23 protein-coding genes are annotated in these 23,621 nt (G+C 72.6%); 15 read left to right on the plus strand and 8 right to left on the minus strand.

Translation table 11 applies throughout. The features are described 5' to 3' along the window. Positions 1–453, plus strand: a 453-nt coding sequence (locus tag ACFWE1_RS08715) for an LPXTG cell wall anchor domain-containing protein (RefSeq protein ID WP_376933090.1), incomplete at its 5' end; no start/stop codon positions are given. A 21-nt stretch (positions 454–474) separates the two neighbouring features. On the opposite strand, the gene ACFWE1_RS08720 is transcribed toward ACFWE1_RS08715, so the two are convergent. Both ACFWE1_RS08720 and ACFWE1_RS08725 read right to left on the minus strand, forming a co-directional pair. Next, a complete protein-coding gene (locus ACFWE1_RS08720) occupies positions 475–1,068 on the minus strand; it encodes a CoA-binding protein (protein ID WP_376933091.1) in 594 nt (197 codons plus the stop codon). Then, positions 1,065–2,360 (minus strand): O-acetylhomoserine aminocarboxypropyltransferase/cysteine synthase family protein, encoded by a 1,296-nt coding sequence (locus tag ACFWE1_RS08725; protein ID WP_376933092.1) that lies wholly within the window; start codon positions 2,358–2,360, stop codon positions 1,065–1,067. Before ACFWE1_RS08725 ends, ACFWE1_RS08720 begins: the two co-directional genes overlap by 4 nt. A gap of 105 nt (positions 2,361–2,465) precedes the next feature. Here ACFWE1_RS08725 and ACFWE1_RS08730 point away from each other — a divergent pair, with 105 nt between their 5' ends. Beyond that, on the plus strand, positions 2,466–2,765 hold the full coding sequence (locus ACFWE1_RS08730; RefSeq protein ID WP_376933093.1) for an antibiotic biosynthesis monooxygenase family protein: 300 nt from the start codon (positions 2,466–2,468) through the stop codon (positions 2,763–2,765). A gap of 137 nt (positions 2,766–2,902) precedes the next feature. Then, positions 2,903–3,232, plus strand: coding sequence for a DMT family transporter (locus ACFWE1_RS08735; protein WP_376933094.1), 330 nt, complete (start codon positions 2,903–2,905; stop codon positions 3,230–3,232). Positions 3,233–3,276: 44 nt separating this feature from the next. Here ACFWE1_RS08735 and ACFWE1_RS08740 read toward each other — a convergent pair whose 3' ends face one another. Together ACFWE1_RS08740 and ACFWE1_RS08745 are read right to left on the minus strand one after the other, a co-directional pair. Then, on the minus strand, positions 3,277–3,711 hold the full coding sequence (locus ACFWE1_RS08740) for a hypothetical protein (RefSeq protein WP_376933095.1): 435 nt from the start codon (positions 3,709–3,711) through the stop codon (positions 3,277–3,279). Next, a complete protein-coding gene (locus ACFWE1_RS08745; RefSeq protein ID WP_376933096.1) occupies positions 3,708–4,751 on the minus strand; it encodes an NAD(P)-dependent alcohol dehydrogenase in 1,044 nt (347 codons plus the stop codon). The genes ACFWE1_RS08740 and ACFWE1_RS08745 overlap by 4 nt, the downstream gene beginning before the upstream one ends. A gap of 85 nt (positions 4,752–4,836) precedes the next feature. Between ACFWE1_RS08745 and ACFWE1_RS08750 the strand changes: the two genes are divergently transcribed. Further along, the gene (locus ACFWE1_RS08750) at positions 4,837–5,550 is read left to right on the plus strand and encodes a TetR/AcrR family transcriptional regulator C-terminal domain-containing protein (RefSeq protein WP_376933097.1); all 714 of its coding nucleotides are present in this window, start codon (positions 4,837–4,839) and stop codon (positions 5,548–5,550) included. Positions 5,551–5,608: 58 nt separating this feature from the next. Here the strand turns inward: ACFWE1_RS08750 and ACFWE1_RS08755 are convergent, their stop codons facing one another. Both ACFWE1_RS08755 and ACFWE1_RS08760 read right to left on the minus strand, forming a co-directional pair. Continuing rightward, positions 5,609–7,351: a dolichyl-phosphate-mannose--protein mannosyltransferase gene (locus ACFWE1_RS08755; protein ID WP_376933098.1), complete on the minus strand. Its 1,743-nt coding sequence runs from the start codon at positions 7,349–7,351 to the stop codon at positions 5,609–5,611. 18 nt (positions 7,352–7,369) lie between these two features. Next, the gene (locus tag ACFWE1_RS08760; RefSeq protein ID WP_376933099.1) at positions 7,370–8,878 is read right to left on the minus strand and encodes a DUF222 domain-containing protein; all 1,509 of its coding nucleotides are present in this window, start codon (positions 8,876–8,878) and stop codon (positions 7,370–7,372) included. Positions 8,879–8,970: 92 nt separating this feature from the next. Between ACFWE1_RS08760 and rsmI the strand changes: the two genes are divergently transcribed. The 7 genes from rsmI to ACFWE1_RS08795 all read left to right on the plus strand — a co-directional run bounded on the left by rsmI (position 8,971) and on the right by ACFWE1_RS08795 (position 17,294). Continuing rightward, positions 8,971–9,804 (plus strand): 16S rRNA (cytidine(1402)-2'-O)-methyltransferase, encoded by an 834-nt coding sequence (gene rsmI / locus ACFWE1_RS08765; protein WP_376933100.1) that lies wholly within the window; start codon positions 8,971–8,973, stop codon positions 9,802–9,804. Between the two features lie 107 nt (positions 9,805–9,911). Further along, positions 9,912–11,054, plus strand: coding sequence for an NADP-dependent oxidoreductase (locus ACFWE1_RS08770; RefSeq protein ID WP_376933101.1), 1,143 nt, complete (start codon positions 9,912–9,914; stop codon positions 11,052–11,054). 41 nt (positions 11,055–11,095) lie between these two features. Next, positions 11,096–12,655, plus strand: coding sequence for a methionine--tRNA ligase (metG, locus tag ACFWE1_RS08775; RefSeq protein WP_376933102.1), 1,560 nt, complete (start codon positions 11,096–11,098; stop codon positions 12,653–12,655). A gap of 7 nt (positions 12,656–12,662) precedes the next feature. Further along, positions 12,663–13,544 carry a TatD family hydrolase gene (locus ACFWE1_RS08780; protein WP_376933103.1) on the plus strand — a complete coding sequence of 294 codons (882 nt, stop codon included), beginning with the start codon at positions 12,663–12,665 and terminating at the stop codon, positions 13,542–13,544. Beyond that, complete coding sequence (gene rsmA, locus ACFWE1_RS08785; protein ID WP_376933104.1) at positions 13,541–14,440, plus strand: 16S rRNA (adenine(1518)-N(6)/adenine(1519)-N(6))-dimethyltransferase RsmA; 900 nt, start codon at positions 13,541–13,543, stop codon at positions 14,438–14,440. Before ACFWE1_RS08780 ends, rsmA begins: the two co-directional genes overlap by 4 nt. Positions 14,441–14,449: 9 nt before the next feature. Then, positions 14,450–15,388: a 4-(cytidine 5'-diphospho)-2-C-methyl-D-erythritol kinase gene (locus ACFWE1_RS08790; protein WP_376933105.1), complete on the plus strand. Its 939-nt coding sequence runs from the start codon at positions 14,450–14,452 to the stop codon at positions 15,386–15,388. Between the two features lie 55 nt (positions 15,389–15,443). Beyond that, positions 15,444–17,294 carry an ABC-F family ATP-binding cassette domain-containing protein gene (locus ACFWE1_RS08795; protein WP_376933106.1) on the plus strand — a complete coding sequence of 617 codons (1,851 nt, stop codon included), beginning with the start codon at positions 15,444–15,446 and terminating at the stop codon, positions 17,292–17,294. A 45-nt stretch (positions 17,295–17,339) separates the two neighbouring features. Here the strand turns inward: ACFWE1_RS08795 and ACFWE1_RS08800 are convergent, their stop codons facing one another. Continuing rightward, positions 17,340–17,873: a PadR family transcriptional regulator gene (locus ACFWE1_RS08800; protein WP_376933107.1), complete on the minus strand. Its 534-nt coding sequence runs from the start codon at positions 17,871–17,873 to the stop codon at positions 17,340–17,342. Positions 17,874–17,956: 83 nt separating this feature from the next. Between ACFWE1_RS08800 and ACFWE1_RS08805 the strand changes: the two genes are divergently transcribed. From ACFWE1_RS08805 to ACFWE1_RS08820, 4 genes are all read left to right on the plus strand, one after another. Further along, positions 17,957–19,069 (plus strand): serine hydrolase domain-containing protein, encoded by a 1,113-nt coding sequence (locus ACFWE1_RS08805; protein ID WP_376933108.1) that lies wholly within the window; start codon positions 17,957–17,959, stop codon positions 19,067–19,069. A 245-nt stretch (positions 19,070–19,314) separates the two neighbouring features. Then, positions 19,315–20,223, plus strand: coding sequence for a MetQ/NlpA family ABC transporter substrate-binding protein (locus ACFWE1_RS08810; protein WP_376933109.1), 909 nt, complete (start codon positions 19,315–19,317; stop codon positions 20,221–20,223). Positions 20,224–20,315: 92 nt separating this feature from the next. After that, the gene (locus ACFWE1_RS08815; protein ID WP_376933110.1) at positions 20,316–21,377 is read left to right on the plus strand and encodes a methionine ABC transporter ATP-binding protein; all 1,062 of its coding nucleotides are present in this window, start codon (positions 20,316–20,318) and stop codon (positions 21,375–21,377) included. Continuing rightward, a complete protein-coding gene (locus ACFWE1_RS08820) occupies positions 21,377–22,036 on the plus strand; it encodes a methionine ABC transporter permease (protein WP_376933111.1) in 660 nt (219 codons plus the stop codon). The genes ACFWE1_RS08815 and ACFWE1_RS08820 overlap by 1 nt, the downstream gene beginning before the upstream one ends. Before the next feature lie 136 nt (positions 22,037–22,172). On the opposite strand, the gene aztD is transcribed toward ACFWE1_RS08820, so the two are convergent. Beyond that, a complete protein-coding gene (gene aztD, locus ACFWE1_RS08825) occupies positions 22,173–23,456 on the minus strand; it encodes a zinc metallochaperone AztD (protein WP_376933112.1) in 1,284 nt (427 codons plus the stop codon). Between the last annotated feature and the right edge of the window lie 165 nt (positions 23,457–23,621).

A 23,621-nucleotide genomic window follows, 5' to 3' on the forward strand; every position in this document is an offset into this window, starting at 1 on the left:
TCGGGTGAGCTGGTCGCTGGTGAGGTGGTTACGTATTCGTTCCTGGTGACGAATACGGGCAATGTGACGTTGACGGATATCACTGTCGAGGAGGGCGAGTTCACTGGGGCTGGTGAGGTGTCGGGGATCGATTGCCCTGCTGGTGCTGGGTCGTTGGCGCCGAGGGAGTCGGTGACGTGCACGGCGAGCTACCGCGTTGTGGAAGCCGACCTCACCGGCCGCGCCATCGCGAACGAGGCGGTGGGACTGGGGACCGCGCCGGGCTCACCCGCCCCCATCACGTCCGATGCGTCGGCCGTGGAGGTGGGGACTGTGCTGCCTGCGCCGCCGAGCGCGACGCTTCCGTCGACTGGTGCCGGCGCGGTGCCGGCGCTCTTGACGATCGCCGGGGCGCTGCTCCTCGGTGGGGCTGTCGTACTCACGGGGATGCGTCGGCGTCGCACACTGCGGTGACGCCGATGGCCCCGGGGCGGCTCAGCGGGCGGTCTTGCGGGCGCTGATCTGCCCGGTGTCGAAGCCGAGCAGGTGCAGACCGCCGTGGAAGCGGGCGTGCTCGACCTTGATGCAGCGGTCCATGACGACGGTGAGGCCCTGCTCCTCGCCGTAGTAGGCGGCCTCCTCGTTCCAGATGCCGAGCTGCACCCAGATCGTCTTCGCCCCCGCGGCGACGACCTCGTCGACCACCTGCGGGATGTCGCTGCCGCGGCGGAAGACCACGACGACGTCGGGCACCTCCGGCAGGGCGGCGAGGCTCGGGTACGCCGGCTCGCCCAGGATCTCGCTCTCGTTCGGGTTCACGAAGTACAGCCGGTAGTCGCTCGACTGCTGCAGGTAGGTGCCGACGAAGTAGCTGGAGCGCTGCGGCTTCGGCGAGGCGCCCACGATCGCGACCGACTTCGCCGCGTTCAAGATGCGCAGCCGCGCCTTCGCGTCGGGGCCGGTCCAGGTGCGCTGCGAACGCAGCAGCTTCGCGAGCGGCGAGTCGGCCGGCAGCTCGCAGCTGAGGCCGTTCACGAGCCGGACGGTCTCGAGCTCCTCGGCGGCGGGCGCCGTCGTCGTGTCGGTCATCGGGTGCCTCCTGTCGCGGCCGCGAGCGCCTGGTCGAGATCGTAGATGATGTCGTCGACGTCCTCGATGCCCACGGAGAGGCGGATGACGCCGGGCGCGACGCCCGCGTCGAGCAGCTGCTGCTCGGTGAGCTGCGCGTGCGTCGTCGAGGCCGGGTGGATGATGAGCGTCTTCGCGTCGCCGATGTTCGCGAGGTGGCTCGCGAGGTTCACCGACTCGATGAGCTGCTGGCCGACCTGCCGGCCGCCCTTCACCTCGAAGCTGAACACCGAGCCGGGGCCGAGCGGCAGGTACTTCTTCGCGCGCTCGTGGTGCGGGTGGTCCTCGAGGCCCGCCCAGAAGACGCGCTCGATGCGGGGGTCCTCGGCGAGCCAGTTCGCGACGGCGCGCGCGTTGTCGACGTGCGCCTGGATGCGGTACGGCAGGGTCTCGACGCCCTGGGCGAGCAGGAACGCCGAGTGCGGCGCGAGCGAGGGGCCGATGTCTCGCAGCTGCTCGGCGCGCAGCCTGGTGAGGAACGCGTACTCGCCGAAGTTCCCGCTCCACTCGAGCCCGCCGTAGCTCGGCACCGGCTGGCCGAAGAGCGGGAACTTCGGGGAGTGCCAGTCGAATCGTCCGGACTCGACGACGACGCCGCCGAGCGTGGTGCCGTGGCCGCCGAGGAACTTCGTGGCCGAGTGCGTGACGATGTCCGCGCCCCACTCGATCGGCCGGTTCAGGTAGGGGGTCGCGATCGTCGAGTCGACGATGAGCGGGATGCCGTGCGCGTGCGCGACGTCGGCGAGGGCCTCGAGGTCGGCGATCTCGCCCGAGGGGTTCGCGATCGTCTCGACAAAGATCGCCTTGGTGGACTCGCGGATCTCGGCGGCGTAGGCCTCGGCATCCGAGCTTGCGACGAACGTCGTCTCGACGCCGAAGCGGCGGAGCGTGACGTCGAGCTGGGTGATGGAACCGCCGTAGAGGTTCGCCGAGGCGACGAGGTGGTCGCCCGCGCCGACGAGGCTCGCGAAGGTGATGTACTGCGCGCTGAGGCCGCTCGCGGTCGCCACTGCGCCGAGGCCGCCCTCGAGGCTCGCGACGCGCTCCTCGAAGCTCGCGACCGTCGGATTCGCGAGCCGCGAGTAGATGTTGCCGTACTTCTGCAGCGCGAAACGCGCGGCGGCGTCGGCGGTGTCGTCGAAGACGTAGGCGCTCGTCTGGTAGATCGGCAGGGCCCGCGAGCCCGTCACCTGGTCGGGGATGTTGCCCGCGTGGATGGCGCGGGTCTTGAAGCCGTATTCGCGGTCTGCCATGCCGTAACGCTAGCCGGGCCATCCGATCGTCCCGAGCCCCACCGTAACGCGGGGCAATGCGCGTCGCGCCGCTCGCCGAGGTCGAGCCGCCGCTACGCTGGCGCGATGATCCTCGAGCACGCGATCCTGCCCGTCGTCCCGGGCCGCGAGGCGGCGTTCGAGGCGGCCTTCGCCGAGGCGAAGGAGATCATCGCGGCGATGCCCGGATTCGGAGAGCTCGAGCTCTCCCGCTCCATCGAGACGCCGAACGAGTACCTGCTGCTCGTGCGCTGGGAGTCGGTCGAGGCCCACGATCCCGGCTTCCGCGGCTCGGCGCAGTACGGCCGCTGGCGGGAGCTGCTGCACGGCTTCTACGAGCCGTTCCCCGTCGTCGAGCACTTCACCGGCGTGCTGCACAGCCCCTGATCAGCGAGGATTGCTACCCTGAAGTCCGGGGCGCCCGATCGGGGCGGCCACCGGACGAGGGCACCCAGTACCCGGACACGACGACTGGCGCACGGCATCCGTACGATCGATGCCGAACGAGTCAGGAGTGTGTCGTCATGGCGTGGGTCATCCTCATCGCATCCGGTGTTCTCGAGGCCGTCTGGGCGACGGCGCTCGGCAAGTCCGAGGGCTTCACGAAGCTCTGGCCCTCGGTGATCTTCTTCGGCGCGCTCGCGCTGTCGATGGGCGGGCTCGCCCTCGCGATGCGGGACATCTCGACGGGCACCGCCTACGCCGTGTGGGTCGGTATCGGCGCGGCGCTCACCGTGGTGTGGGCGATGGTGACGGGCGACACGGAGGTCTCGTGGATCAAGATCGCCCTGCTCGTCGGCCTCGTCGGCTGCGTCGTCGGGCTGAAGTTCGTCGACGGCGGCTCGGGGCACTAGGCCCGCATTCGCCGGCGCGGCGGTCGCGCCCGCGGCCGGTCGGCTCAGCCGACCGGCCGCCAGGCGAGGGCCTGCCAGATGAGCACGCCGTTCACCCCGAAGCTCACGATGAGCAGCACGTTGTCGTAGAGCCCGGGGTAGGGCATGCCGAAAAGGTTGAAGACGACGAGCGCCGCCGAGACGACGACCGTGATCCAGCGCAGCGGTTCGGCCGGGGTCAGCAGCGAGACCAGGATCATCGCGATCGGCACGAGCATGATGAGCGCGGCCGCGAGCCACATGCCGCTCGTGGCCGCAGTGCCGCCGATGCGGCCCGGGGTGGCGTCGCCCGAGAAGATCCGCAGCACGTCGCCGAGCAGGTAGATGAGCATCAGCGAGATCCAGGCACCGGCGAGCACGATGCGCACGGGGTCCATGCCGGCGGAGCCCACCGCCGTGCCGACGGCGGTGCCGACCGCGTCGGCCGTCTCGGCGCTCACGAGGGGGTCCGTTCCGGCGTCTGCTGGGCAGATCGTCGGCGACTGCTCGCGGGCTGGGGACGCACGACGAGGTTGCCGACCTTGCGGCCGCTGTCGACCAGGGCGTAGGCCTCCGCGATCCGATCGAGCGGCAGGGCGGCTTCGTGCACGACTCGCAGCCGTCCCTCGGCGACGAGCTCGAGCAGGGTGGCGAAGTTCTCGGCCCGCTCGGGAGCGGGGCCCGTCTTCACCGGGCCGTGGGCGGTGATCGTCTCGCCGAGGCTCGCGACGACGAGGAGCAGCCGGCCGCCGTCGGAGAGCAGGGGCCGGCCAGTGGCGGGGGAGAGCACGCCGACCGTGTCGAGCACGAGGTCGAAGCGCTCGTCGAGCTCCTCGGGCGGGGTCACCCGGTAGTCGAGGACGCGATCGGCGCCGAGCTCCGCCGCGAGCGCGGCGTTGCGGGCGCTCGTGACCGCGGTGACGTGCGCGCCGGCGTGCTTCGCGAGCTGCACCGCGCTCGTGCCGACCGCGCCGGAGGCGCCGATGACGAGCACCCGGTGGCCCGCGCGGATGCCGCCCTTGTCGCGCAGGTAGTGCAGGGCGGTGCTGCCGCCGAAGAGCACGCCCGCGGCATCCTCGAAGGAGACGGCAGCCGGGATGCGCGCGAGCCGGGCGCGGCCGACCGCCACGAGCTCGGCGTGCGCCCCCATCGCGGCCCCGGTCATGCCGCACACCCGGTCGCCGACCTCGAGCCGGGCGCCGGGCGTGCCCGCGAGTCGCGCGGCGCCGCGTCCGCGCGGCGGGGGCCCGACGGCGACGACGACCCCGGCGATCACGTTGCCGAGCACCGGCCGCCTGGGGCCTCGGAGTCCGAAGGCGAGGCGCGCGACCGGCCCGAAGCCCGCCGGGAAGCGGCCGGCGCGGATGCGGGCATCGCCCGAGTTCACCGTGCTGGCTTCGACGCGGACGAGCACCTGCCCCGGCCCGGGAACCGGATCCGGCCGCTCGACGAGCCGCGCCACCTCGGGCGGGCCGTACCGTTCGACGACGACTGCGCGCATGCTGCTCCCTTACGCCTGTAAGTCTGGTTGCGCCCCACCGTAGCCTTACACTCGTAAGGACGCAACTGCGGGAGAGTGAGAGGTCATGGCCGAATCAGCGCGGGGCCGGGCGCGCACGCCGCTCACCAGGGAACGGATCGTCGCCGCCGCGATGGCGGTCGGCGACGCGGGCGGGCTCTCGGCGATCAGCATGCGCACGGTCGCGCGGGAGCTCGGCGTGGAGGCGATGTCGCTCTACCACCACGTCGACGGCAAGGACGCGATGCTCGACGCCATCGCGGAGGAGATCTTCTCCCGGTTCCCTCTCGCCGAGCTCGGGGCGCCGTGGCGTGCGGCGCTCACCGAGCGCGCCCATGGTGCGCGGACCGTGCTCGCGGCGCATCCGTGGGCGCTCGTGCTGCTGGAGTCGCGGGTGAACCCCGGGCCAACCGTGCTCCGTCAGCACGATCGCGTGCTCGGCGTGCTCCGAACCAACGGGTTCGATGTGCCGCTCGCGGGCCACGCCTTCTCGGTCGTCGACGCGTACGTGTACGGCTTCGTGCTGTCCGAGTCGAACCTGCCGTTCACCGCCGAGGCGAAGGCCGGGGGCGGGGCTGCAGCCGGGATCGGTTCTGCGGCGGAGCAGTTCGCGGCCGGGCTCGCGCTGCCGGCCGACGAGTACCCCTACCTCACCGAGTTCATGGCCGTGATGATGGCGGGACACGACTACGACTACGGCGACGAGTTCGGCTACGGGCTGGACCTCGTGCTCGATCAGCTCGAAGTGCGGCTCGCCGAGCTCCGCGGCGGGGCGGGCTAGGGAGCCGTCGGGCCCCAGGCCGGGCTCAGGTCGGACTCAGGTAGGACTCAGCCCGGACTCAGCCCCAGCTCGGGAGCCAGAAGTGCAACTGGCGGAGCAGCGGCGGGATCGGCTGCGCCGTCCAGATCGGCAGGAAGAATGCGGACACGAGGACGACGGCGATCAGGAAGATCGCGACGGTGAGGATGCCGCGTTCGCGTTGCCAGCGCGGGGCGTCGCGTCGCCCGAGGATCAGCCCGATGACGAAGGTCAGGCCGAGCAGCAGGAACGGCTCGAACACGATCGAGTAGAACTGGAACACCGTGCGGTCGAGGTAGGCGAGCCACGGCAGGTAGCCGGCGGCGAGACCGACGAGGATGGCGCCGACCGCCCACTCGCGGCGACGGATCAGCCGGTAGACGAGGTAGCCCGCGGCGATCGCGGCGGCCCACCAGATGAGCGGGTTGCCGAGGCCGATGATCGACTCGGTGCAGCCGCCGCCGCAGCCGTCCGAATCGGCGTAGTACATGTTGGTCGGCCGGATCATGAACAGCCAGGTCAGCGGGTTCGCCTGCCAGGGATGCGGGGTGTGCACGCCGACGTGGTAGGTGTAGGCGCTCTGGTGGAAGTGCCAGAGGCTCTGCAGGGGCAGCGGGACCCAGGAGAGCCAGCCGCTCGCCGCGTTGCCCGCCTGCTCCGCCCAGTGCCGGTCGTAGCCGCCTGAGGTCACGAACCAGCCGGTCCAGCTCGCCAGGTAGACGCCGATGGCGATCGGCACGAGCAGCAGGAACGTCGCGGGCGCCTGCTTCAGCACGGCGCCGCTCGCCCACAGCGGCAGGCCCGCGCGGCGCCTCACGACCGCATCGACGATGACGAGGTAGACGCCGAAGGCCGCGAGGAACCAGGCGCCGGACCACTTCACGGCCGCGGCCGCGCCGAACGCGGCGCCCGCGGCGATGACCCAGGGGCGGGCCCAGAGCACCGGGCCGTAGTGCGGGTCCTTTCCGGCGGCGCGAGCGGCGTCGACCCGGTGTTCGAGCCGTCGCGCACTCCAGTCGCGGTCGAGGAGGACGAACCAGAAGCCGAGCAGCGCGAACAGCATCAGCCAGTTGTCGAGCAGGGCGACCCGCGACATGACGATCGCATTGCCGTCGACGGCGAAGAGGAGGCCCGCGACGACCGCGAGCATCGTCGAACCGAAAAGGCGCCGCCCGGCGAGGGTCAGCAGGAAGACCGCGATCGTGCCCGCGAGGGCGGTGGACGCGCGCCACCAGAAGGCCGAGTCCGCGCCGAAGGCCGCCATGCCGAGCGCGATCATCCACTTGCCGAGGGGCGGGTGGACGACGTATGAAGCCTGCTCGCCGTAGCTGTCGGTGTCGCCCGCCGCGAAGCCTGCGTCGGCGCCGTCGGGCCACGTGGACTCGTACCCGTGGTGGAGGAGCGTCCAGGCGTCCTTCACGTAGTAGGTCTCGTCGAAGACGATCTGCTGCGGGTGGCCGAGGTTCCAGAAGCGCAGGACCGCCGCGAGCAGGGTGACGAGCACGGGGCCGCCCCAGTACCAGAGCGCGCGACGGCGCGGGGTCGAGAGCAGGCGCGCCCACCACTCGTCGTGCCGCGAGCCGAGGGGCTCGGGCTCGGAGTCGGGCTCGGAATTCCGAGGGTGCGCGGGCGGGAACGGGTCGGCCGCGAAGAGGTCGGCGCCGGGGAGCCGCGGGGCGGCGCTGGCGCCGCCAGGCTCGAGTGCGGTGCCCCCGGCGGAGGCGGGCGCGCTCGAACCCTCGTCGCCGCGCGCGGGCGGCTCCGGCGGCTCGGCGACACTCATGCGCCCAACCCTAAGACATCAGAACGGTGCACGATCGGGGTAGCTCCGGGCCGGGATCGGCTCGGTGCGTGCGAGGTGGCCGCTCGGGCTGCGCCAGGTGATCGTTCCGTCGCCGGAGCGGGTGACGCCGAAGCGAGTCCGATGCTTCAGCGTGTGGTCGCTGCGGCACGTGGGGGCGAGGTTGTCGACATCGGTCGCGCCGCCCTGCGCCCAGGCGGTGAGATGGTCGAGATCGGTGGTCGTGACCGGGCTCGTGCACCCCGGCCGGGTGCAGCCGTCGTACTGCTGCGCCAGCCAGCGGCGCTGGGCCGCCGTGACCCGGTAGCGCGTGCGGTCGAGGGCGAGGGGTGCGCTCGTGAACGGGTCGGTCGCCAACCGCAGGAACGTCGGCGCCTCGGCGAAGAGCCGCCGGGGGGTGTCGTCGTCGATCGGGCCGTGGCCTTCGAGCTCGGCGGGCCGAGCGAGCGCGGCTCCGGCAGCTCCGGCGCCTGCGGCGGCTCCGACGAGCGTCAGCGCGGGAATCGTGACGAGGATCTCGGTGCGCACGGCGCTCGGCGTGCCGGCGCCCGTGAGCATCGCGGTCGCGACGTCGGCGCGGAGCTGATCGAGCGTGCGCGCCTCGTCGGGACGCCCGGCGTGCTCGGTGGCCGTCGCGCCGATGCGCGCGCGGATGCGGGCGGCGTCGACGGCCGAGACGTAGAGGGTGACCCAGGCCATGCCGTCGTCGGCCGATTCGACGGTGAGGCGGCGCTGGGCGTGGGCGCGGGCATGGCGGGCGGCGGTCTCGTCGGGCTGATCGAGCTTCGCCCGCAGCAGGCGTGCTCGGCGGCGGAACCGCGCGCGCGGCACCGTGCCGGCGAGCTCCGTCAGCTCGTCGTCGAGCGCGGCGAGCCGATCGGCGGCGGCCTGCGCGACCGCCCGCTGTTCGGCCGAGGCCCCGCGGAAGTCGGCGGGCAGCGGCAGGCCCGCGATCGCATCGAGGGCGATGCGCACCTCCGCGTAGGCGGCGAGGCCGTCGCGGAACCGGGCCCACAGTCGGGGGAGGAGGTCATGGCAGCGCGTCGCCTCGAAGGCGCGACTGCGGATCGTCGCGGCCGGCATCAGCAGCCGCATCGACAGTTCGGCGGCCACCGAGCGGGCGGCCAGCTCGGCGACGTCGAGTCGGGGCCCGCGCGCCGGCGGCCGCTCGCCCTCCGCGCCGTCCGCGCGTGCGGCCGACGCCAACGTCTCGGCGGTCAGGTACAGCTCGGGGTGCCCGTCGGCGAGCGCGAACGCGCGTCGGAAGGCGTCGAGCTGCGCGGCGAACTGGCGGTTGCTCTGGAGCTGCGCGCCCTCGGCCGCGTCGAGGTTCGCCTGCAGCTCGGCGAACACCGCGCGCGAGCCGCCGGCCGCAGACGCGGCCCGCCAGGCATCCAGTGACTCCCAGTCTGGCGAGACCCAGTCGGGCGAGGCCCACTCGGATTCTGCTTCGCCCCGCTCTTCCGCGCGCCAGCCCGGCGGCACTGCCCGCTCATCGATTCCCCACATAGCCCCACTGTATCGAACAGAGTTTCGAAAAAGCGGTCCGATCCGGATCTGTGGAGAACTTCTCCGGCGGTGGATGCGGGAGACTTGAGCCCATGATCATCCTCGCCGCCACGCCCATCGGCAACCTGGGCGATGCCTCGCCCCGCCTGCGCACCGCGCTGGCCGAGGCACGGCTCGTGGCGTCGGAAGACACCCGGGTGACGCAGCGGCTGCTCGCCGCGCTCGGCATCGAGAACCGGCCCCGGCTCATCGCGCTGCACGAGCACAACGAGCGGCAGAAGGCCGCCGAGCTCGTCGAACTCGCGCGCGACGAGGACCTGCTCGTGCTGAGCGACGCGGGGATGCCGACCGTCTCCGACCCCGGCTTCCCGCTCGTCGCCGCGGCCGCCGCCGCAGGTGTGCTGGTGACGGCCATCCCCGGTCCGAGCGCCGTGGTGACCGCACTCGCGCTCTCCGGCCTGCCGACCGACCGCTTCGCGTTCGAGGGGTTCCTGCCGCGCAAGGCGGGGGAGCGCGCCCGCCGCCTCGGCGAGCTCGCGGGCGACCGGCGCACGCTCGTGTTCTTCGAGGCGCCCACCCGGCTCGCCGCGAGCCTCGCCGCGCTCGCCGAGGCGTTCGGCGCGGATCGCCCCGCCGCGGTCTGCCGCGAGCTGACGAAGCTCCACGAGGAGGTGCGCCGCGGACCGCTCGCCGAGCTCGCCGACTGGGCCGCCGACGGCGTGCGCGGCGAGATCTGCATCGTCGTCGGCGGCGCCCCCGAACCGGGGCCCGCGGACGCCGGCGACGCCGTCGCCCGCGTGCTGCAGCTCACCGCGGACGGCGCACGGCTGAAGGATGCCGCGGCGGACGTCGCGGCCGCCACGGGCCTCGGCAAGCGGGAGCTGTACGAGGCGGCGCTCCGGGAGCGCGCATCGAAGCATCCCTGACCGATTCCTGCAAGGGCCAGCCGAATCGGCCGGAACGCGCGACAATTGAGGGGAGCCCGGCCGCGCCGCGGCAGCGGTCCCAACGCGCTCGGGCGTGGAGGTGCGACATGTCGAACGCAGTGCGATTCACCGCCTACGGCGGCCCCGAGGTGCTCGAGATCGTCGAGGTCGAAGCCCCCCTTCCGAAGCCGGGCGACGTGCTCGTCGAGGTCTACGCGACCGGGCTGAACCCGGCCGAGAGCGCTCTGCGTCGCGGCGAGGCCAGAGCCGGCCGCCCGGCGGAGCTGCCCGCGAGGCAGGGGCGCGACCTCGCCGGCGTGGTCATCGCCACCGGGCCCGGCGTCGAACGCTTCGCCCGCGGCGACGAGGTCATGGGTTGGGGCGAGGGCACGCAGGCGAGCCACGTCGTCGTCCCGGAGACGCAGCTGATGCTCAAGCCGGCCGGGATCCCGTGGGAAGTCGCCGGCTCGCTCGCCACGGCGGGCACCATGGCCTGGAACGCCGTCGAGGGACTCGCGCTCGGCCCGAACGACACCGTCGTGATCACGGCGGCGGCCGGCGGCGTCGGATGCCTCGCGGCGCAGTTCGCGAGGCTCCACGGCGCCGCGGTCATCGGCACGAGCGCGGAGGCGCGCTTCGACTTCCTGCGCCAGTTCGGCATCCAGCCGCTCGGCTACGGTCCGGGCCTCGCCGCCCGCGTGCGCGTCGCGACCTCGGCGCCGATCACGGCGTTCCTCGATTTCCTGGGCGGCGGGGCCGAGGAGGCGGTCGAGCTCGGTGTGCCCGCGGGCCGCGTGCTCACCGTGCTCGACGAGGAGGCGATCGACGAGCACGGCGTCGCCAGGGTCGAGCCGGGCGACCTCGTCGCGCTCTCTCGCGTGTCCGCCGCGATCGCCGCGAAGCAGGTGCGCCTGCCGATCGCCGACGTCTTCGCGATGGACGACGTCGCCGCCGCCTACCGCGCGCTCGACCGACGGGATGCCGCGGGCAAGATCGTGCTCGGCCTGCGCACCGTGGAGTACCCCGGACAGCGGGTCAAGGAGCCCGCCATCAAGGAGCAGGACGTCACGCTCGGCGTGCCGACGCCGCACGAGCGGCTCGAGGCCGTCGAGGCGGTGCCCGCGGCGATCGGCGACGGCAGCGTGCGGCGCCGCCATCGCGAGGCGCGTCAGCAGGCGGATGCCGACGCGACTCCCGTGGATGCCGAGACGGATCAGCAGGACCGGCTGGACGAGGAGCCGCTGCCGTAACCGGCGCTCGGGGCATCCGCCGCGCCCGTAGGATTGACGGCATGGCCGACGGCTCCTCGTTCTACATCACCACGCCCATCTTCTACGTCAACGACGTGCCCCACATCGGGCACGCGTACACGGAGGTGGCGGCGGACGTGGCTGCGCGCTGGCACCGCCAGGCCGGCGAGGACACCTGGTCGCTGACCGGCACCGACGAGCACGGCCAGAAGATCCTCCGCACCGCGACGGCGAACGGCGTCACCCCGAAGCAGTGGGCCGACAAGCTCGTCGCCGAGGCGTGGAAGCCGCTGCTCGAGACCATCGACATCGCGAACGACGACTTCATCCGCACGACCGACGAGCGGCACGAGCGCAACGTGCAGCGCTTCCTGCAGAAGCTCTACGACGAGGGCCACATCTACACGGGCGAGTACGAGGGCTACTACTGCGTCGGCTGCGAGGAGTACAAGCAGCAGTCCGAACTCGTCGACGGCACCGGCGAGTACGCGGGCCAGCCCGTCTGCGCCATCCACTCGAAGCCGGTCGAGCTGCTGCACGAGAAGAACTACTTCTTCCGCATGTCGGCCTTCGCCGACCGGCTGCTCGCGCTCTACGAGGAGCGCCCCGACTTCGTGCAGCCCGAGTCGGCGCGCAACGAGGTCGTGAGCTTCGTGCGCCAGGGCCTCGCCGACCTCTCCATCTCACGCTCGACGTTCGACTGGGGCGTGAAGGTCCCGTGGGACGAGACGCACGTCGTCTACGTGTGGTTCGACGCCCTGCTGAACTACATCACCGCCGTCGGCTACGGCGAGGACGAGGCCGAGTTCGCCCGTCGCTGGCCCGCCCAGCACATCGTCGGCAAGGACATCCTGCGCTTCCATGCCGTCATCTGGCCGGCGATGCTGATGGCCGCGGGCCTCGACGTGCCCCGCGGCGTGTTCGGGCACGGCTGGCTGCTCGTCGGCGGCGAGAAGATGTCGAAGTCGAAGCTCACCGGCATCGCGCCCGAGCAGATCACCGACGTCTTCGGCTCCGACGCGTTCCGCTTCTACTTCATGTCCGCGATCTCCTTCGGCCAGGACGGTTCGTTCTCCTGGGAGGACCTGGCCGCCAGGTACCAGGCCGAGCTCGCGAACGGCTTCGGCAACCTCGCCTCGCGGGTGATCGCGATGATCACCCGCTACTGCGACGGGGCCGTGCCGACCGCGGGCGTGCTGAGCCCGGCCGACGCCGAGATCGCCACGATCGCCCGCCGCGCGACCGAGCGCTCGTGGGAGGCCATCGGGCGGCTCGCGATCCACGAGGCGATCGCCGAGGTCTGGCAGCTCGTCGACGCCCTGAACGGCTACCTCACGAACGAGGAGCCCTGGGCGCTCGCGAAGGACCCCGAGCAGCGCGACCGGCTCGAGGCCGTGCTGGCCACCGCCTACCGGGGGCTCGGCACGCTCGCCGTGCTGCTCTCGCCGGTCGTGCCCAAGGCGAGCGCGAAGCTCTGGACGGCGCTCGGCGCCCCCGGCGAGGTCACCGCCCAGCGCATCGACCGCGCCGACGAGGCCGAGCTCGGCGAGCGCGTGCAGCCGCTCGAGGCGCTGTTCCCGCGCGTCGAGGTCGCGGAGTAGGCGCGGCGTGAGCGAGCACCTGCGGCGGAGGTCGGACGGCGGCCGCGCGGCCGAGTACCCGCCGGCCCCCGAGCCGCTGCCGGTGCCCGTCTACGACAACCACACCCACCTCGAGATCGCCGACGGCGCGCTGCCGCTGTCGCCGGCCGAGCACCTCGAGCGGGCCGCCGCCGTCGGCATCGCCGGTGCCGTGCAGGTCGGCACGGATGTCGCGACGAGCCGCTGGTCGGCCGAGATCGCCGCGCGCGAACCGCGGCTCCTCGCCGCCGTCGCGCTGCACCCCAACGAGGCGCCCGTCCTCGACGCCTCGGGCGAGCTCGACGCCGCGATCGCGATCATCGACGAACTCGCGGCGCAGCCACGGGTGCGTGCGATCGGCGAGACCGGGCTCGACTACTTCCGCACCGGCGAGGAGGGGCGCGACGCCCAGCACTGCGCCTTCGAGGCGCACCTCGACATCGCGAAGCGGCACGGCATCGCCCTGCAGATCCACGACCGCGACGCGCACGACGACGTGGTCGAGACGCTGCGCCGGGTCGGCGCGCCGGAGCGCACCGTGTTCCACTGCTTCTCGGGCGGCGAGGAGCTCGCCCGCACCGCGGCCGACGCCGGCTGGTACTGCTCCTTCGCCGGCAACGCCACGTTCAAGAACGCCGAGAACCTGCGCGAGGCGCTGCGCGTGCTGCCGCGGGAACTCCTGCTCGTCGAGACGGATGCCCCGTACCTGACCCCGGTGCCGCTGCGCGGCCGGCCGAACGCCCCCTACCTCGTCCCGCTCACGGTGCGGTTCATGGCCGAGCTGCTCGAGGTGCCGCTCGACGGGCTCTGCGCCCAGCTCGCGGAGAACACCGAGCGCGTCTACGGCTCGTGGCAGGAGGGCCTCGCATGACCGCACCCCGCCAGGCACTCCTCGGCCCCGCCGAGATCCGCGACCTCGCCGAGCTCCTCGGCGTGACCCCGACGAAGAAGCTCGGCCAGAACTTCGTGCACGACGGCAACACCGTGCGGCGCATCGTGCAACTGGCCGGGGTGCAGCCGGGCGAGACGGTGCTCGAGATCGGCCCGGGCCTCGGCTCGCTCACGCTCGGCCTCACCGAGGCGGGGGCGGACGTCATCGCCGTCGAGATCGACGGCCGCCTCGCCGAGCAGCTCCCGAAGACGGCCGAGCTGCTGCAGCCCGGCGCCGCGCTCCGGGTCGTGCACCAGGACGCGCTGCGCGTCACCGAGCTGCCGGGCGACCCCGTGCGGCTCGTCGCGAACCTGCCGTACAACGTCTCGGTGCCGGTGCTGCTGCACCTGCTCGAGCACTTCCCTTCCCTCCGCGCCGGCATCGTCATGGTGCAGGCCGAGGTGGGCCACCGCCTCGCCGCGGGCCCCGGATCGAAGGTCTACGGCGCGCCGAGCGTGAAGGCCGCCTGGTACGGCGACTGGCGCATCGCCGGACAGGTGTCGCGCCAGGTGTTCTGGCCGGTGCCGAACGTCGACTCCGTGCTCGTCGGCTTCGAGCGCGATGCGGAGCCGGGCACCGAGGCCGAACGCCGGGCGACCTTCGAGCTCGTCGACGCCGCGTTCCAGCAGCGCCGCAAGATGCTGCGGCAGGCGCTCTCCGGCGTGCTCGGCGGCAGCGCCGCCGAGGCATCCGCCGTGCTCGAGCGCGCCGGGGTCGACCCGCAGGCGCGCGGCGAGCAGCTCGGCATGCCGGACTTCCTCGCGATCGCGCGGGCGCGCGGCGCGGCGGGTGACGCCGCGGCGGGTGGCGCCGCGGGCGGAGCCGAGCTCGGCTAGCGTGGACGCATGACGATCGCCGCAGCCCAGCCGTCGGTGCACGTGCGGGCGCCCGGCAAGATCAACCTCTTCATGCGCGTCGCCGAACCGGGCGACGACGGCTACCACGACGTCGCCACGACCTACCAGGCGGTCTCACTCTACGAGGACGTCGTCGCGACGCCCGCTGAGGGCTTCGAGGTCTCGTTCTCGGGCAGCATTGACGTGTCCGGGCTGCCCGTCGACGACTCGAACCTCGCGATCCGCGCCGCCCGCCTCCTCGCGGAGGAGACCGGCGTCGCCGAGGGCGTGCACCTGGCGATCGACAAGCACGTGCCGATCGCGGGCGGCATGGGCGGAGGCTCGGCGGACGCCGCAGCCGCCCTCGTCGCCTGCGACGCCCTCTGGGGCACCGGGCTCACCAAGGACGAGCTGCACGGCCTCGCCGCCCAGCTCGGCGCCGACGTGCCGTTCGCGCTCGCCGGCGGCACCGCGATCGGCACCGGCCGCGGCGACCGGCTGAGCCCCGTGCTCGCGACGGGCTCCTTCCACTGGGTGCTCGTCTTCGCCGAGTTCGGCCTCTCGACGCCCGCGGTGTACGGCGAGCTCGACCGGCTGCGGGGCGAGGGGCAGGTGCCGCCCGACGCCGTCGCGCCGGCCGGGGCGCCCGCCGTCGACCCGGCGGTGCTGCAGGCCCTGCGCGCGGGCGATCCGGCGCTCCTCGCCGGCGCGCTGCACAACGACCTCGCCGCCGCGGCGATCGGGCTCGCGCCCGAGCTCGACGAGGTGCTGCGCCTGGGGGCCTCGGCCGGCGCCCTCGCCGGGCTCGTCTCGGGCTCCGGGCCCACGCTCGCCCTCCTCGCCGAGGGGGCCGACGAGGCGATCTCGCTCGCCGTCACCCTGTCGTCGGCCGGGCACACGGCCGCCCACGTGCACGGACCCGTGCACGGCGCCCGCGTCGTGCGCTGAGCACGCGGGACGCGCACGGCTCGCGCACGGCGAGAGCAACTAGGCTCGACGGGACATGGCACACCTCCTCGGCGCCGAGCGCCTGCATCTCGAGTTCCCGACGCGCACGGTCTTCGACGAGGTCACCCTCGGCCTCGACGAGGGCGACCGGATCGGCATCGTCGGCCGCAACGGCGACGGCAAGTCGACCCTGCTGAAGCTCCTCGCGGGCCGGCTCGAACCGGATGCCGGGCGGGTCACGGTGCGCCGCGGCATCCGCATCGGCATGCTCGACCAGACCGACACGGTCGATCCGGACGCGACCGTCGCCGAAGCCGTCGTCGGCGGCATCGACGAGCACGTCTGGGCGGGCGACCCGAAGGTGCGCGACGTCATCGCCGGGCTGCTCGGCGACGTGCCCTGGGACGGCCGGGTCGGCGACCTCTCCGGCGGCCAGCGCCGCCGCGTCGGGCTCGCGGCTCTGCTCGTCGGCGACTGGGACGTGCTCTTCCTCGACGAGCCCACGAACCATCTCGACGTCGAGGGCATCGCCTGGCTCGCCCGGCACCTGCGGGAGCGCTGGAGCCGCAGCGACGGCGCACTCGTCGTCGTCACGCACGACCGGTGGTTCCTCGACGAGGTCTGCACCGGCACCTGGGAGGTGCACGACGGCATCGTCGAGCCCTTCGAGGGCGGCTACGCCGCGTACGTGCTGCAGCGCGTCGAGCGCGACCGGATGGCGGCCGCGAGCGAGGCGAAGCGGCAGAACCTCATGCGCAAGGAGCTCGCCTGGCTGCGCCGCGGCGCCCCGGCGCGCACCTCGAAGCCGAAGTTCCGCATCGAGGCGGCCAACCAGCTCATCGAGGATGTGCCGCCCGTGCGCGACCGCGTCGAGCTCAGCCGGCTCGCCGTCGCCCGGCTCGGCAAGGACGTCGTCGACCTGCTCGACGCGGGCGTGGACTACCCGGCGCCCGGCGGCGGCACCCGCACCGTGCTGCGCGACGTCGAGTGGCGCATCGCGCCGGGGGAGCGCACCGGCATCCTGGGCGTGAACGGCGCCGGCAAGTCGACCCTCCTCGGCCTGGTCACCGGGGCCGTCAGCCCCACGCACGGGCGGGTGAAGCGCGGCACGACCGTGCGCATCGCCACCCTCAGCCAGGAGCTCGCCGAACTCGCCGAGTGGGCCGACGAACGCGTCAGCGCCGTCGTCGCCGCGCAGCGGGCGAGCTACACGATCGGCAGTGGCTCCAAGGCCGTGGAGCTCACGCCCGGCCAGCTCCTGGAGCGCCTCGGCTTCACGAACCAGCAGCTCTCGACGCCCGTGCGCGACCTCTCCGGCGGGCAGAAGCGGCGTCTGCAGCTGCTGCTCATCCTGCTGACCGAGCCCAACGTGCTCATCCTCGACGAGCCGACGAACGACCTCGACACCGACATGCTCGCCGCGATCGAGGACCTGCTCGACTCCTGGCCCGGCACGCTCCTCGTCGTCAGCCACGACCGCTACCTGCTCGAACGGGTCACCGATCAGCAGTTCGCCATCGTCGACGCGAAGCTGCGGCATCTGCCGGGCGGCGTGGACCAGTACCTGGAGCTCCGCGCGCAGCAGCAGCGCGGCGGCGGCGCGGGTGGTGCGGCGGGCGGGGCCGCCCGAGTCGCCGCGAGCGGCGCGGATGCCGGCGCGGCCTCGGCCGCCGCCCCCGCGCTGTCGGGCGCCGAGCGGCGCACGGCCGAGAAGGAGCTCTCCTCCGTCGAGCGGCGGATCGAGAAGCTGCAGCAGCAGATCGCCGCGGCCCGCGACGGCTTCGCCGAGCTGGATCAGAGCGACTACGAGCGGCTGAACGCCGAGATGGCGAAGGTGACCGCCGCCGAGCAGGAGGTCGCCGAGCTCGAGGAGCGCTGGTTCGAGCTCACCGAGCAGCTGGGCTGAGCGGGACGGCCGCGCGCTGCCGCCCGCGTGGGCGGGCCGGCGGGATCAGGCGGATGCCTCGCGCGCGGCGCGCTCGGTGAACCAGGCGAGCGCGTGCCGGCCGGAGGAGAGGCCGTAGTCGAGCGTCGCCCGCTGGTAGGCGAGCACTTCGCGGAACTCCTCGGGCACGTCGAGCACGGCGAGCTGCCGCTCGACGGCCTCGAGCTCGGCGACGTTCGCCGCCGCCCGCTCGCGGATGCGGTCGAGCACGCCCGACCGTTCGGCGGGGTCGAGCAGGCCGAGGAAGAACAGTCGGGAGAGCGCCGCCGTCTCGAGGTCGGGCCCGTCGATGGGCCCGTCGATCCACTGCCGGAACGCCGTGCGGCCGGCCTCGGTCGTGCGGTACACCTTGCGGCCCCGACCGCCGGGCTCCACGCTCTCGACCTCGATGAGCCCGTTCGCGAGCAGCCCGTCGAGCGCCCGCTTGATGCTGCCGGAACTGGCGCTGTAGACCAGCCCGACGCCCGCCTCGAAGCTCTTCACGAGGTCGTAGAGGCTCTGCGGGGCGAGCATGAGCAGCCCCAGGATCACGTGTGCCACGAGCCGAGCCTAGTCGCTTGACGAGCAGAAACCTGTCTACTAGACATGTCTCTGAGAGTGATTGGATGTGATTGGAGCCCGTGATGATCCCCGCCACCGCCGCGCCCGCGGCATCCGTCCCGAGCGAGCTCGACCGCGAGCTCACCGCCCTCGTCGACCGGCTCGCCGCCCGTCGCCGCCTGCACCACGTGAGCCTCGCTGTCGCCGACGACCGCGGGCAGAGCTGGTCGGGCGCCGCCGGGCCCGGTGCGAGCCCCGACGCCCCGTTCTTCATCGCCTCGATCACCAAGCGCTTCATCGTGGCCCTCGTGCTGCAGGCCCACGAGCGCGGCGAACTCGAGCTCGACACGGCGATCACCGCGTACCTCCCCGCCGAGGTCACGACGCGGCTGCACGTCTGGAAGGGTGTCGACCGCACGCCGGAGATCACGGTGCGCCACCTCGCGAGTCACACCTCCGGCCTGCCCGACTTCTACGAGCGGCGCAGCGGCGGGCCGAGCCTCTACCGGCAGCTCCGCGCCGGTCACGACCTCGACTGGGCCTTCGAGGATGCGATCGCGATCGCGCGCGACGAGCAGCGCCCGCACTTCCCGCCGCAGGACCTGTCGGCGCCGAGGCAGCGCGCCTCGTACTCCGACACCGGCTTCCTGCTGCTCATCCGCATTCTCGAGCTCGTGACCGGACGCAGCTTCGCGCAGCTCGTCGCCGAACGCATCGCCGCCCCGCTCGGGCTCCGCCGCACCTGGCACCCGGCCGGCGCCCCCACAGACCCGGCGACGCCCGCGCCCCTCCCGCTGCACGTGCGTCGGCGCCCGGTGCGCCTCGACGGCGTGTACGCGTCGAGCCACGACCTGTTCAGCACGACGGCCGAGCTCCTCGCCTTCGAGCGGGCGCTCGTCGCCGGCGACCTCTTCGCGGACCCCGCGACGAGCACGCTCATGACCGAGCGGCGCAACCGGCTGCGGAACGCCCCGAGCCTGCGCTACGGCCTCGGCACGATGGTCTTCGGCGTGCCCCGGCTGAACCTGCCGCGCAGCGGGCCCGCGACCCTCGTCGGGCACTCCGGCTCCACGGGAACCTGGCTCTTCAGCTGCCCGGAGCTCGGGGTCGTGCTCACCGGCACGGTGGACCAGACCCACGCGCAGGTGCTGCCGTTCCAGATCATGGTGCGCTGCCTGCAGCGCTGGACGCGGTGAGCTGGGCGCTGGACGCGGTGAGGCTCGGCGCGAAGCCGAAGCATCCGTTGTCATATATGACGTCGCTCGCAGAAGCTGTGACGCCGTATGACCAGGTGGTCAACAGCGCGAAGAACCTTCGCCTAACGTAAGAGGGCACCCGCGTTCGCGGCATCGAAGCCCCCACCGACATCCTCCGTGGCGGAGCCATGCCGGCCCACAGCCAAGCGGCCCTCGAACGCGCGCCCACCAAGAGAGGACCCACCATGTCACGACGTTCCCGCCTCACCTCCGTCATCGCCGCGCTCGCCGCGGTGCCCCTCGTCGCCTCGCTCGCGGCCTGCGCCTCGACCGGCTCGGCCGGCACCGAGACCGACGGCGGCGAGACCGTGAAGATCGGCGTCGTCGGCAAGTCCGACCCGCAGTGGGCGCCGTTCGTCGAGGCCGCCGCCGAGGAGGGCATCACCGTCGAGCTCGTCGACTTCGGCGACTACAACCAGCCGAACCCCGCGCTCACCGAGGGCGAGCTCGACCTCAACCAGTTCCAGCACATCGTCTACCTCGCGGACTACAACGTGAACGCCGACGCCGACCTCACGCCGATCGGCTCGACGCAGATCTACCCGCTCGGCCTGTACTCCACCAAGTACGACGATGTGAAGTCGATCCCCGCCGGCGAGACCGTCGCCGTGCCCGACGACCCCTCGAACCTCGCCCGTTCCCTGCTCGTGCTGCAGTCGGCCGGGCTCGTCGAGCTGAAGGACGGCGGCTCGATCTTCTCGACCATCGCCGACATCGACGAGGCGAAGTCGAAGGTCAAGGTCACCCCGCTCGAGGCCGCGATCACCGCGACCTCGCTGCCCGACGTCGCCGCCGCGATCATCAACAACGACTTCGTCGAGGACGCCGGGCTCACCTTCGCCGACGCGATCGCGCAGGACGACCCGAGCGACCCCAACGCGCTGCCCTACGTGAACATCTTCGCCGCGCGCGCCGAGGACAAGGACAACGAGACCTACGCGAAGCTCGTCGAGATCTTCCAGACGAACGAGAAGGTCCAGGCCGGCCTCGACGAGGCATCCGGTGGCACCGGCGTCTCGCTGCAGGTCCCGGTCGCGGAGCTCGAGCAGTCGCTCGCCGACGTCGAGGCCGACACGGCCGCCCAGAAGGGCTGACCGACGCCCCACTAACCGGCTCCCGGGCGGCGCGCACCGCGTCGCCCGGGAGCCGGCGGCGCGTTCCGCGCCGCACCCGAGGAGGAACCCGCATGGCCATCGTGAGCCTCGCGAACGTCAGCAAGTCGTACCCGTCGCCCGAACGGGGCGCCCCGCGCATCGTCGCCGTCGACGACGTCAGTCTCGAGATCGAGGCCGGCGAGGTCACCGGCATCATCGGCTACTCCGGCGCAGGCAAGTCCACGCTGGTTCGGCTCGTCAACGCGCTCGAACCCGCCACCGAGGGCACCGTCACGATCGACGGCCGCGCCATCACCGGGCTGCCGGAGCGAGAACTGCGCGCCGTGCGGCTCGGCATCGGCATGATCTTCCAGCAGTTCAACCTCTTCGAGGCGAAGACGGTGGCGCAGAACGTCGCCTACCCGCTGAAGGTCGCCGGCTGGGGCAAGGCCGAGATCACGGCCCGCGTGCAGGAGCTGCTCGACTTCGTCGGGCTCGCCGACAAGGCCCGCGCCTACCCGGACCAGCTCTCCGGCGGGCAGAAGCAGCGCGTCGGCATCGCCCGGGCGCTCGCCACCCGGCCGCGCATCCTCCTCGCCGACGAGGCGACGAGCGCGCTCGACCCCGAGACGACGCAGGAGGTGCTCGCGCTGCTGAAGCGCGTGAACGAGGAGTACGGCGTCACCATGGTCGTGATCACCCACGAGATGGACGTCATCCAGTCGATCGCGACGAAGGTCGCGGTGATGGACGGCGGCCGGGTCATCGAGCAGGGCGACGTCTTCGACGTCTTCTCCGACCCGCAGCACGCCTCCTCCCGCAAGTTCGTCTCGACCGTCGTGCAGGGCGTGCCCTCGCCGGCGGAGCTCGCGGTGCTGCGGGAGCGGCATCCGGGCCGGATCGCGACGTTCTCGTTCCGCGACGGGGATGCCTCGCAGGCCAGCGTCTTCGTCGAACTCGCCCAGGCCGGGCTCGAATTCGAGCTCGTGTACGGCGGCATCAACGACATCCGCGGTCGCGCCTTCGGCCACCTGACGCTCGCGATCCGCGGCGAGGACGCCGCGATCGACGGAGCGCTCGCCCGCATCGGCGAGCTCGTGGCGGTCACCGAGCAGCCGAGCGGAGACGGCGCGCAGAACGGGGAGGCCCGCTGATGGACAAGCTCATCGAACTCGGCCCCGAGTTCTGGACCGCCGCCGGCGAGACGCTCTACATGGTGTTCTTCACCATGCTGTTCGGCGGGCTCGCGGGCCTCGTGCTCGGCATCGGCCTGTACGTCACGCGCAAGGGCGGGCTGCTGCCGAACGTTGTCGTGAACAACGTGCTGAACGTGCTGATCAACTTCTTCCGGCCGATCCCGTTCATCATCTTCATCGCCGCGGTGCAGCCGCTCACCCGCGCCGTCATCGGCATCGGCATCGGCACGAACGCCGCCGTCTTCGCCCTCTCGCTCGCGGCCTCCTTCGCGATCGGCCGCATCGTCGAGCAGAACCTGCTCACCGTGAAGCCGGGCGTCATCGAGGCGGCGCGCTCGATGGGCGCCGGGCCCTGGCGCATCCTCACCACCGTCGTCATCGGCGAGGCCCTCGGCCCGCTCATTCTCGGCTACACCTTCATCATCGTCGCGGTGATCGACATGTCGGCGATGGCCGGCTTCCTCGGCGGCGGCGGCCTCGGCTACTTCGCGCAGCTCTACGGCTACCGGCAGTTCGAGCCGATCGTCACCTGGGCGGCGGTGCTGCTCATCATCGTGTTCGTGCAGATCGTGCAGTACCTCGGCAACTGGCTGGCGCGCAAGGTGCTGCGGCGGTAGCACCCGGCGCCGCCCGCGCCCGGTCGGCGCGGGTCGGCGAGTGCACCCACCCGAGTTGCCCGACTTTCATGAAAGTCGGGCAACTCGTGCGTTCAGTGCCCGTCGGCGCTGCGATCAGTGCCCGTCGGCGCTGCGATCAGTGCCCGGCGGCGACCGTCGAGAGCTCGATCGGCGCGGCGGGCAGCTGCACGCTCTCGACGAGCTCGCCGGCGTCGAGGTCGACGAGGTGGATGGCCGAGGCGGCCGGATCGGTCACGTAGGCCCGGTGCCCGTCGACCCGCAGCGCGGGCCGGGCCTGCTGCCAGTCCAGCGGCTCGGTCCACTCGTCGAGCACGGGGATCGTCGCGGTCACCGTGCCGGCGGCCGGGTCGATGACGTGGATGGCGCCGTCGGTGCCGAGCACGAGCGCCTCGCCGTGCGGGCCGCGGGCGAGCGAGCGGAAGGTGTAGCTCGTGCCGAGTTCGACGAGCCGCAGCGTGCCCGCCTCGGTGTCGACGAGGCTCACCCGCGTCGGCCGTTCGAGTTCCGCCTCGGCATCCGTCTTGTAGTCGCCGAGCACGACGGCCGACTCCGGCGAGCCGGCCTGCGTGCCGATGCGCCCGTAGGCGTCGGGAGCCGCGACCTTCGTGAAGGCGCCGTCGCGGAAGACGAGGGCGCCGTCCTGGCAGCCGACGACGATCGCCCCGCCCGCCGCGACCGTCTCGCCGTGCACGCCGGGGCAGCGCTCGTCACGGACGAGTTCGGCGCCCGAGGCGTCGAAGACGGCGAGCCCCGTGCGCGCCTCCTCGGTGCCGAGCGTCGACAGGAGTGCGTCGCCGGGCAGCGCGACGGCGACGCCGTGGTGCGCCGCCGCGCTCTCGTGCGTGCGGAGCTCGAGCGGCTCGAGTCCGCCTTCGGCGACCGCGTCGGCGAGCCCGGATGCCTCGAAGAGCTGCACCTGCCCGGTGCCGTCGGCGAAGAGGGCGGTGACGCCGTCGTTCGTCGTGACGTGGCCCGGGTGATCGGCCTCGAAGACGAGCTCGGTGAGCTGCGGGGTCTCGCCGTAGTAGTGCGCGTGGTCGCCGTGCTGCTCCGCCTCGAGGCCGGTATCGAGCACGCGGAAGCCGGCGTCCGTGGAGACGAGCACGTGCCGGCCGTCGCCGGCGGGGTTCACCCGGAGGAAGCCCGGCAGTTCGAGCTCGGCGGCGACGTCGAGGGTGTCGCCCTCGAGCACGAGCAGCCCGCCGTCGTAGCTCGCGACGAGGCGCGGGGCGGCGAGCTCGCGCGCGGCGGGCTCGGGCGCGGCGTCGGGCTCTGCGGCGGGCGCCTGGCCGCCCGGCGAGGCGCAGGCGGCGAGGGCGAGGAGAAGGGCGGGCGCCGAGGCGGCGCCCGCCAGGCGGAGGCCTCGACGGCGAGGCGGGGGACTGGTGCGTGTGATCATGGCCGTCACGCTATCGTTAACGATAATCATTCTCAAAACGGAACTGCAGCCCATCGACGTGGGCGAAGGTTCTGAAAACCGGGGACGGCAGGGGGTGGAGTCGAGGTGTCCCACCTTCCTTAAAGCCTCGCACACTATGGGGTGGGTCTGAGTTTTTCCACCCTT

The sequence above is a fragment of the Agromyces sp. NPDC060279 genome, assembly GCF_042726785.1.
Classification (GTDB): Bacteria; Actinomycetota; Actinomycetes; order Actinomycetales; family Microbacteriaceae; genus Agromyces.

Bases quoted from the DNA above. Each gene is read 5' to 3' on its own strand.
- ACFWE1_RS08720 (WP_376933091.1), bottom strand. From the start codon at position 1,068: ATGACCGACACGACGACGGCGCCCGCCGCCGAGGAGCTCGAGACCGTC.
- ACFWE1_RS08725 (WP_376933092.1), bottom strand. From the start codon at position 2,360: ATGGCAGACCGCGAATACGGCTTCAAGACCCGCGCCATCCACGCGGGC.
- ACFWE1_RS08730 (WP_376933093.1), top strand. From the start codon at position 2,466: ATGATCCTCGAGCACGCGATCCTGCCCGTCGTCCCGGGCCGCGAGGCG.
- ACFWE1_RS08735 (WP_376933094.1), top strand. From the start codon at position 2,903: ATGGCGTGGGTCATCCTCATCGCATCCGGTGTTCTCGAGGCCGTCTGG.
- ACFWE1_RS08745 (WP_376933096.1), bottom strand. From the start codon at position 4,751: ATGCGCGCAGTCGTCGTCGAACGGTACGGCCCGCCCGAGGTGGCGCGG.
- ACFWE1_RS08750 (WP_376933097.1), top strand. From the start codon at position 4,837: ATGGCCGAATCAGCGCGGGGCCGGGCGCGCACGCCGCTCACCAGGGAA.
- ACFWE1_RS08755 (WP_376933098.1), bottom strand. From the start codon at position 7,351: ATGAGTGTCGCCGAGCCGCCGGAGCCGCCCGCGCGCGGCGACGAGGGT.
- ACFWE1_RS08760 (WP_376933099.1), bottom strand. From the start codon at position 8,878: ATGTGGGGAATCGATGAGCGGGCAGTGCCGCCGGGCTGGCGCGCGGAA.
- rsmI (WP_376933100.1), top strand. From the start codon at position 8,971: ATGATCATCCTCGCCGCCACGCCCATCGGCAACCTGGGCGATGCCTCG.
- ACFWE1_RS08770 (WP_376933101.1), top strand. From the start codon at position 9,912: ATGTCGAACGCAGTGCGATTCACCGCCTACGGCGGCCCCGAGGTGCTC.
- metG (WP_376933102.1), top strand. From the start codon at position 11,096: ATGGCCGACGGCTCCTCGTTCTACATCACCACGCCCATCTTCTACGTC.
- rsmA (WP_376933104.1), top strand. From the start codon at position 13,541: ATGACCGCACCCCGCCAGGCACTCCTCGGCCCCGCCGAGATCCGCGAC.
- ACFWE1_RS08790 (WP_376933105.1), top strand. From the start codon at position 14,450: ATGACGATCGCCGCAGCCCAGCCGTCGGTGCACGTGCGGGCGCCCGGC.
- ACFWE1_RS08795 (WP_376933106.1), top strand. From the start codon at position 15,444: ATGGCACACCTCCTCGGCGCCGAGCGCCTGCATCTCGAGTTCCCGACG.
- ACFWE1_RS08805 (WP_376933108.1), top strand. From the start codon at position 17,957: ATGATCCCCGCCACCGCCGCGCCCGCGGCATCCGTCCCGAGCGAGCTC.
- ACFWE1_RS08810 (WP_376933109.1), top strand. From the start codon at position 19,315: ATGTCACGACGTTCCCGCCTCACCTCCGTCATCGCCGCGCTCGCCGCG.
- ACFWE1_RS08815 (WP_376933110.1), top strand. From the start codon at position 20,316: ATGGCCATCGTGAGCCTCGCGAACGTCAGCAAGTCGTACCCGTCGCCC.
- ACFWE1_RS08820 (WP_376933111.1), top strand. From the start codon at position 21,377: ATGGACAAGCTCATCGAACTCGGCCCCGAGTTCTGGACCGCCGCCGGC.
- aztD (WP_376933112.1), bottom strand. From the start codon at position 23,456: ATGATCACACGCACCAGTCCCCCGCCTCGCCGTCGAGGCCTCCGCCTG.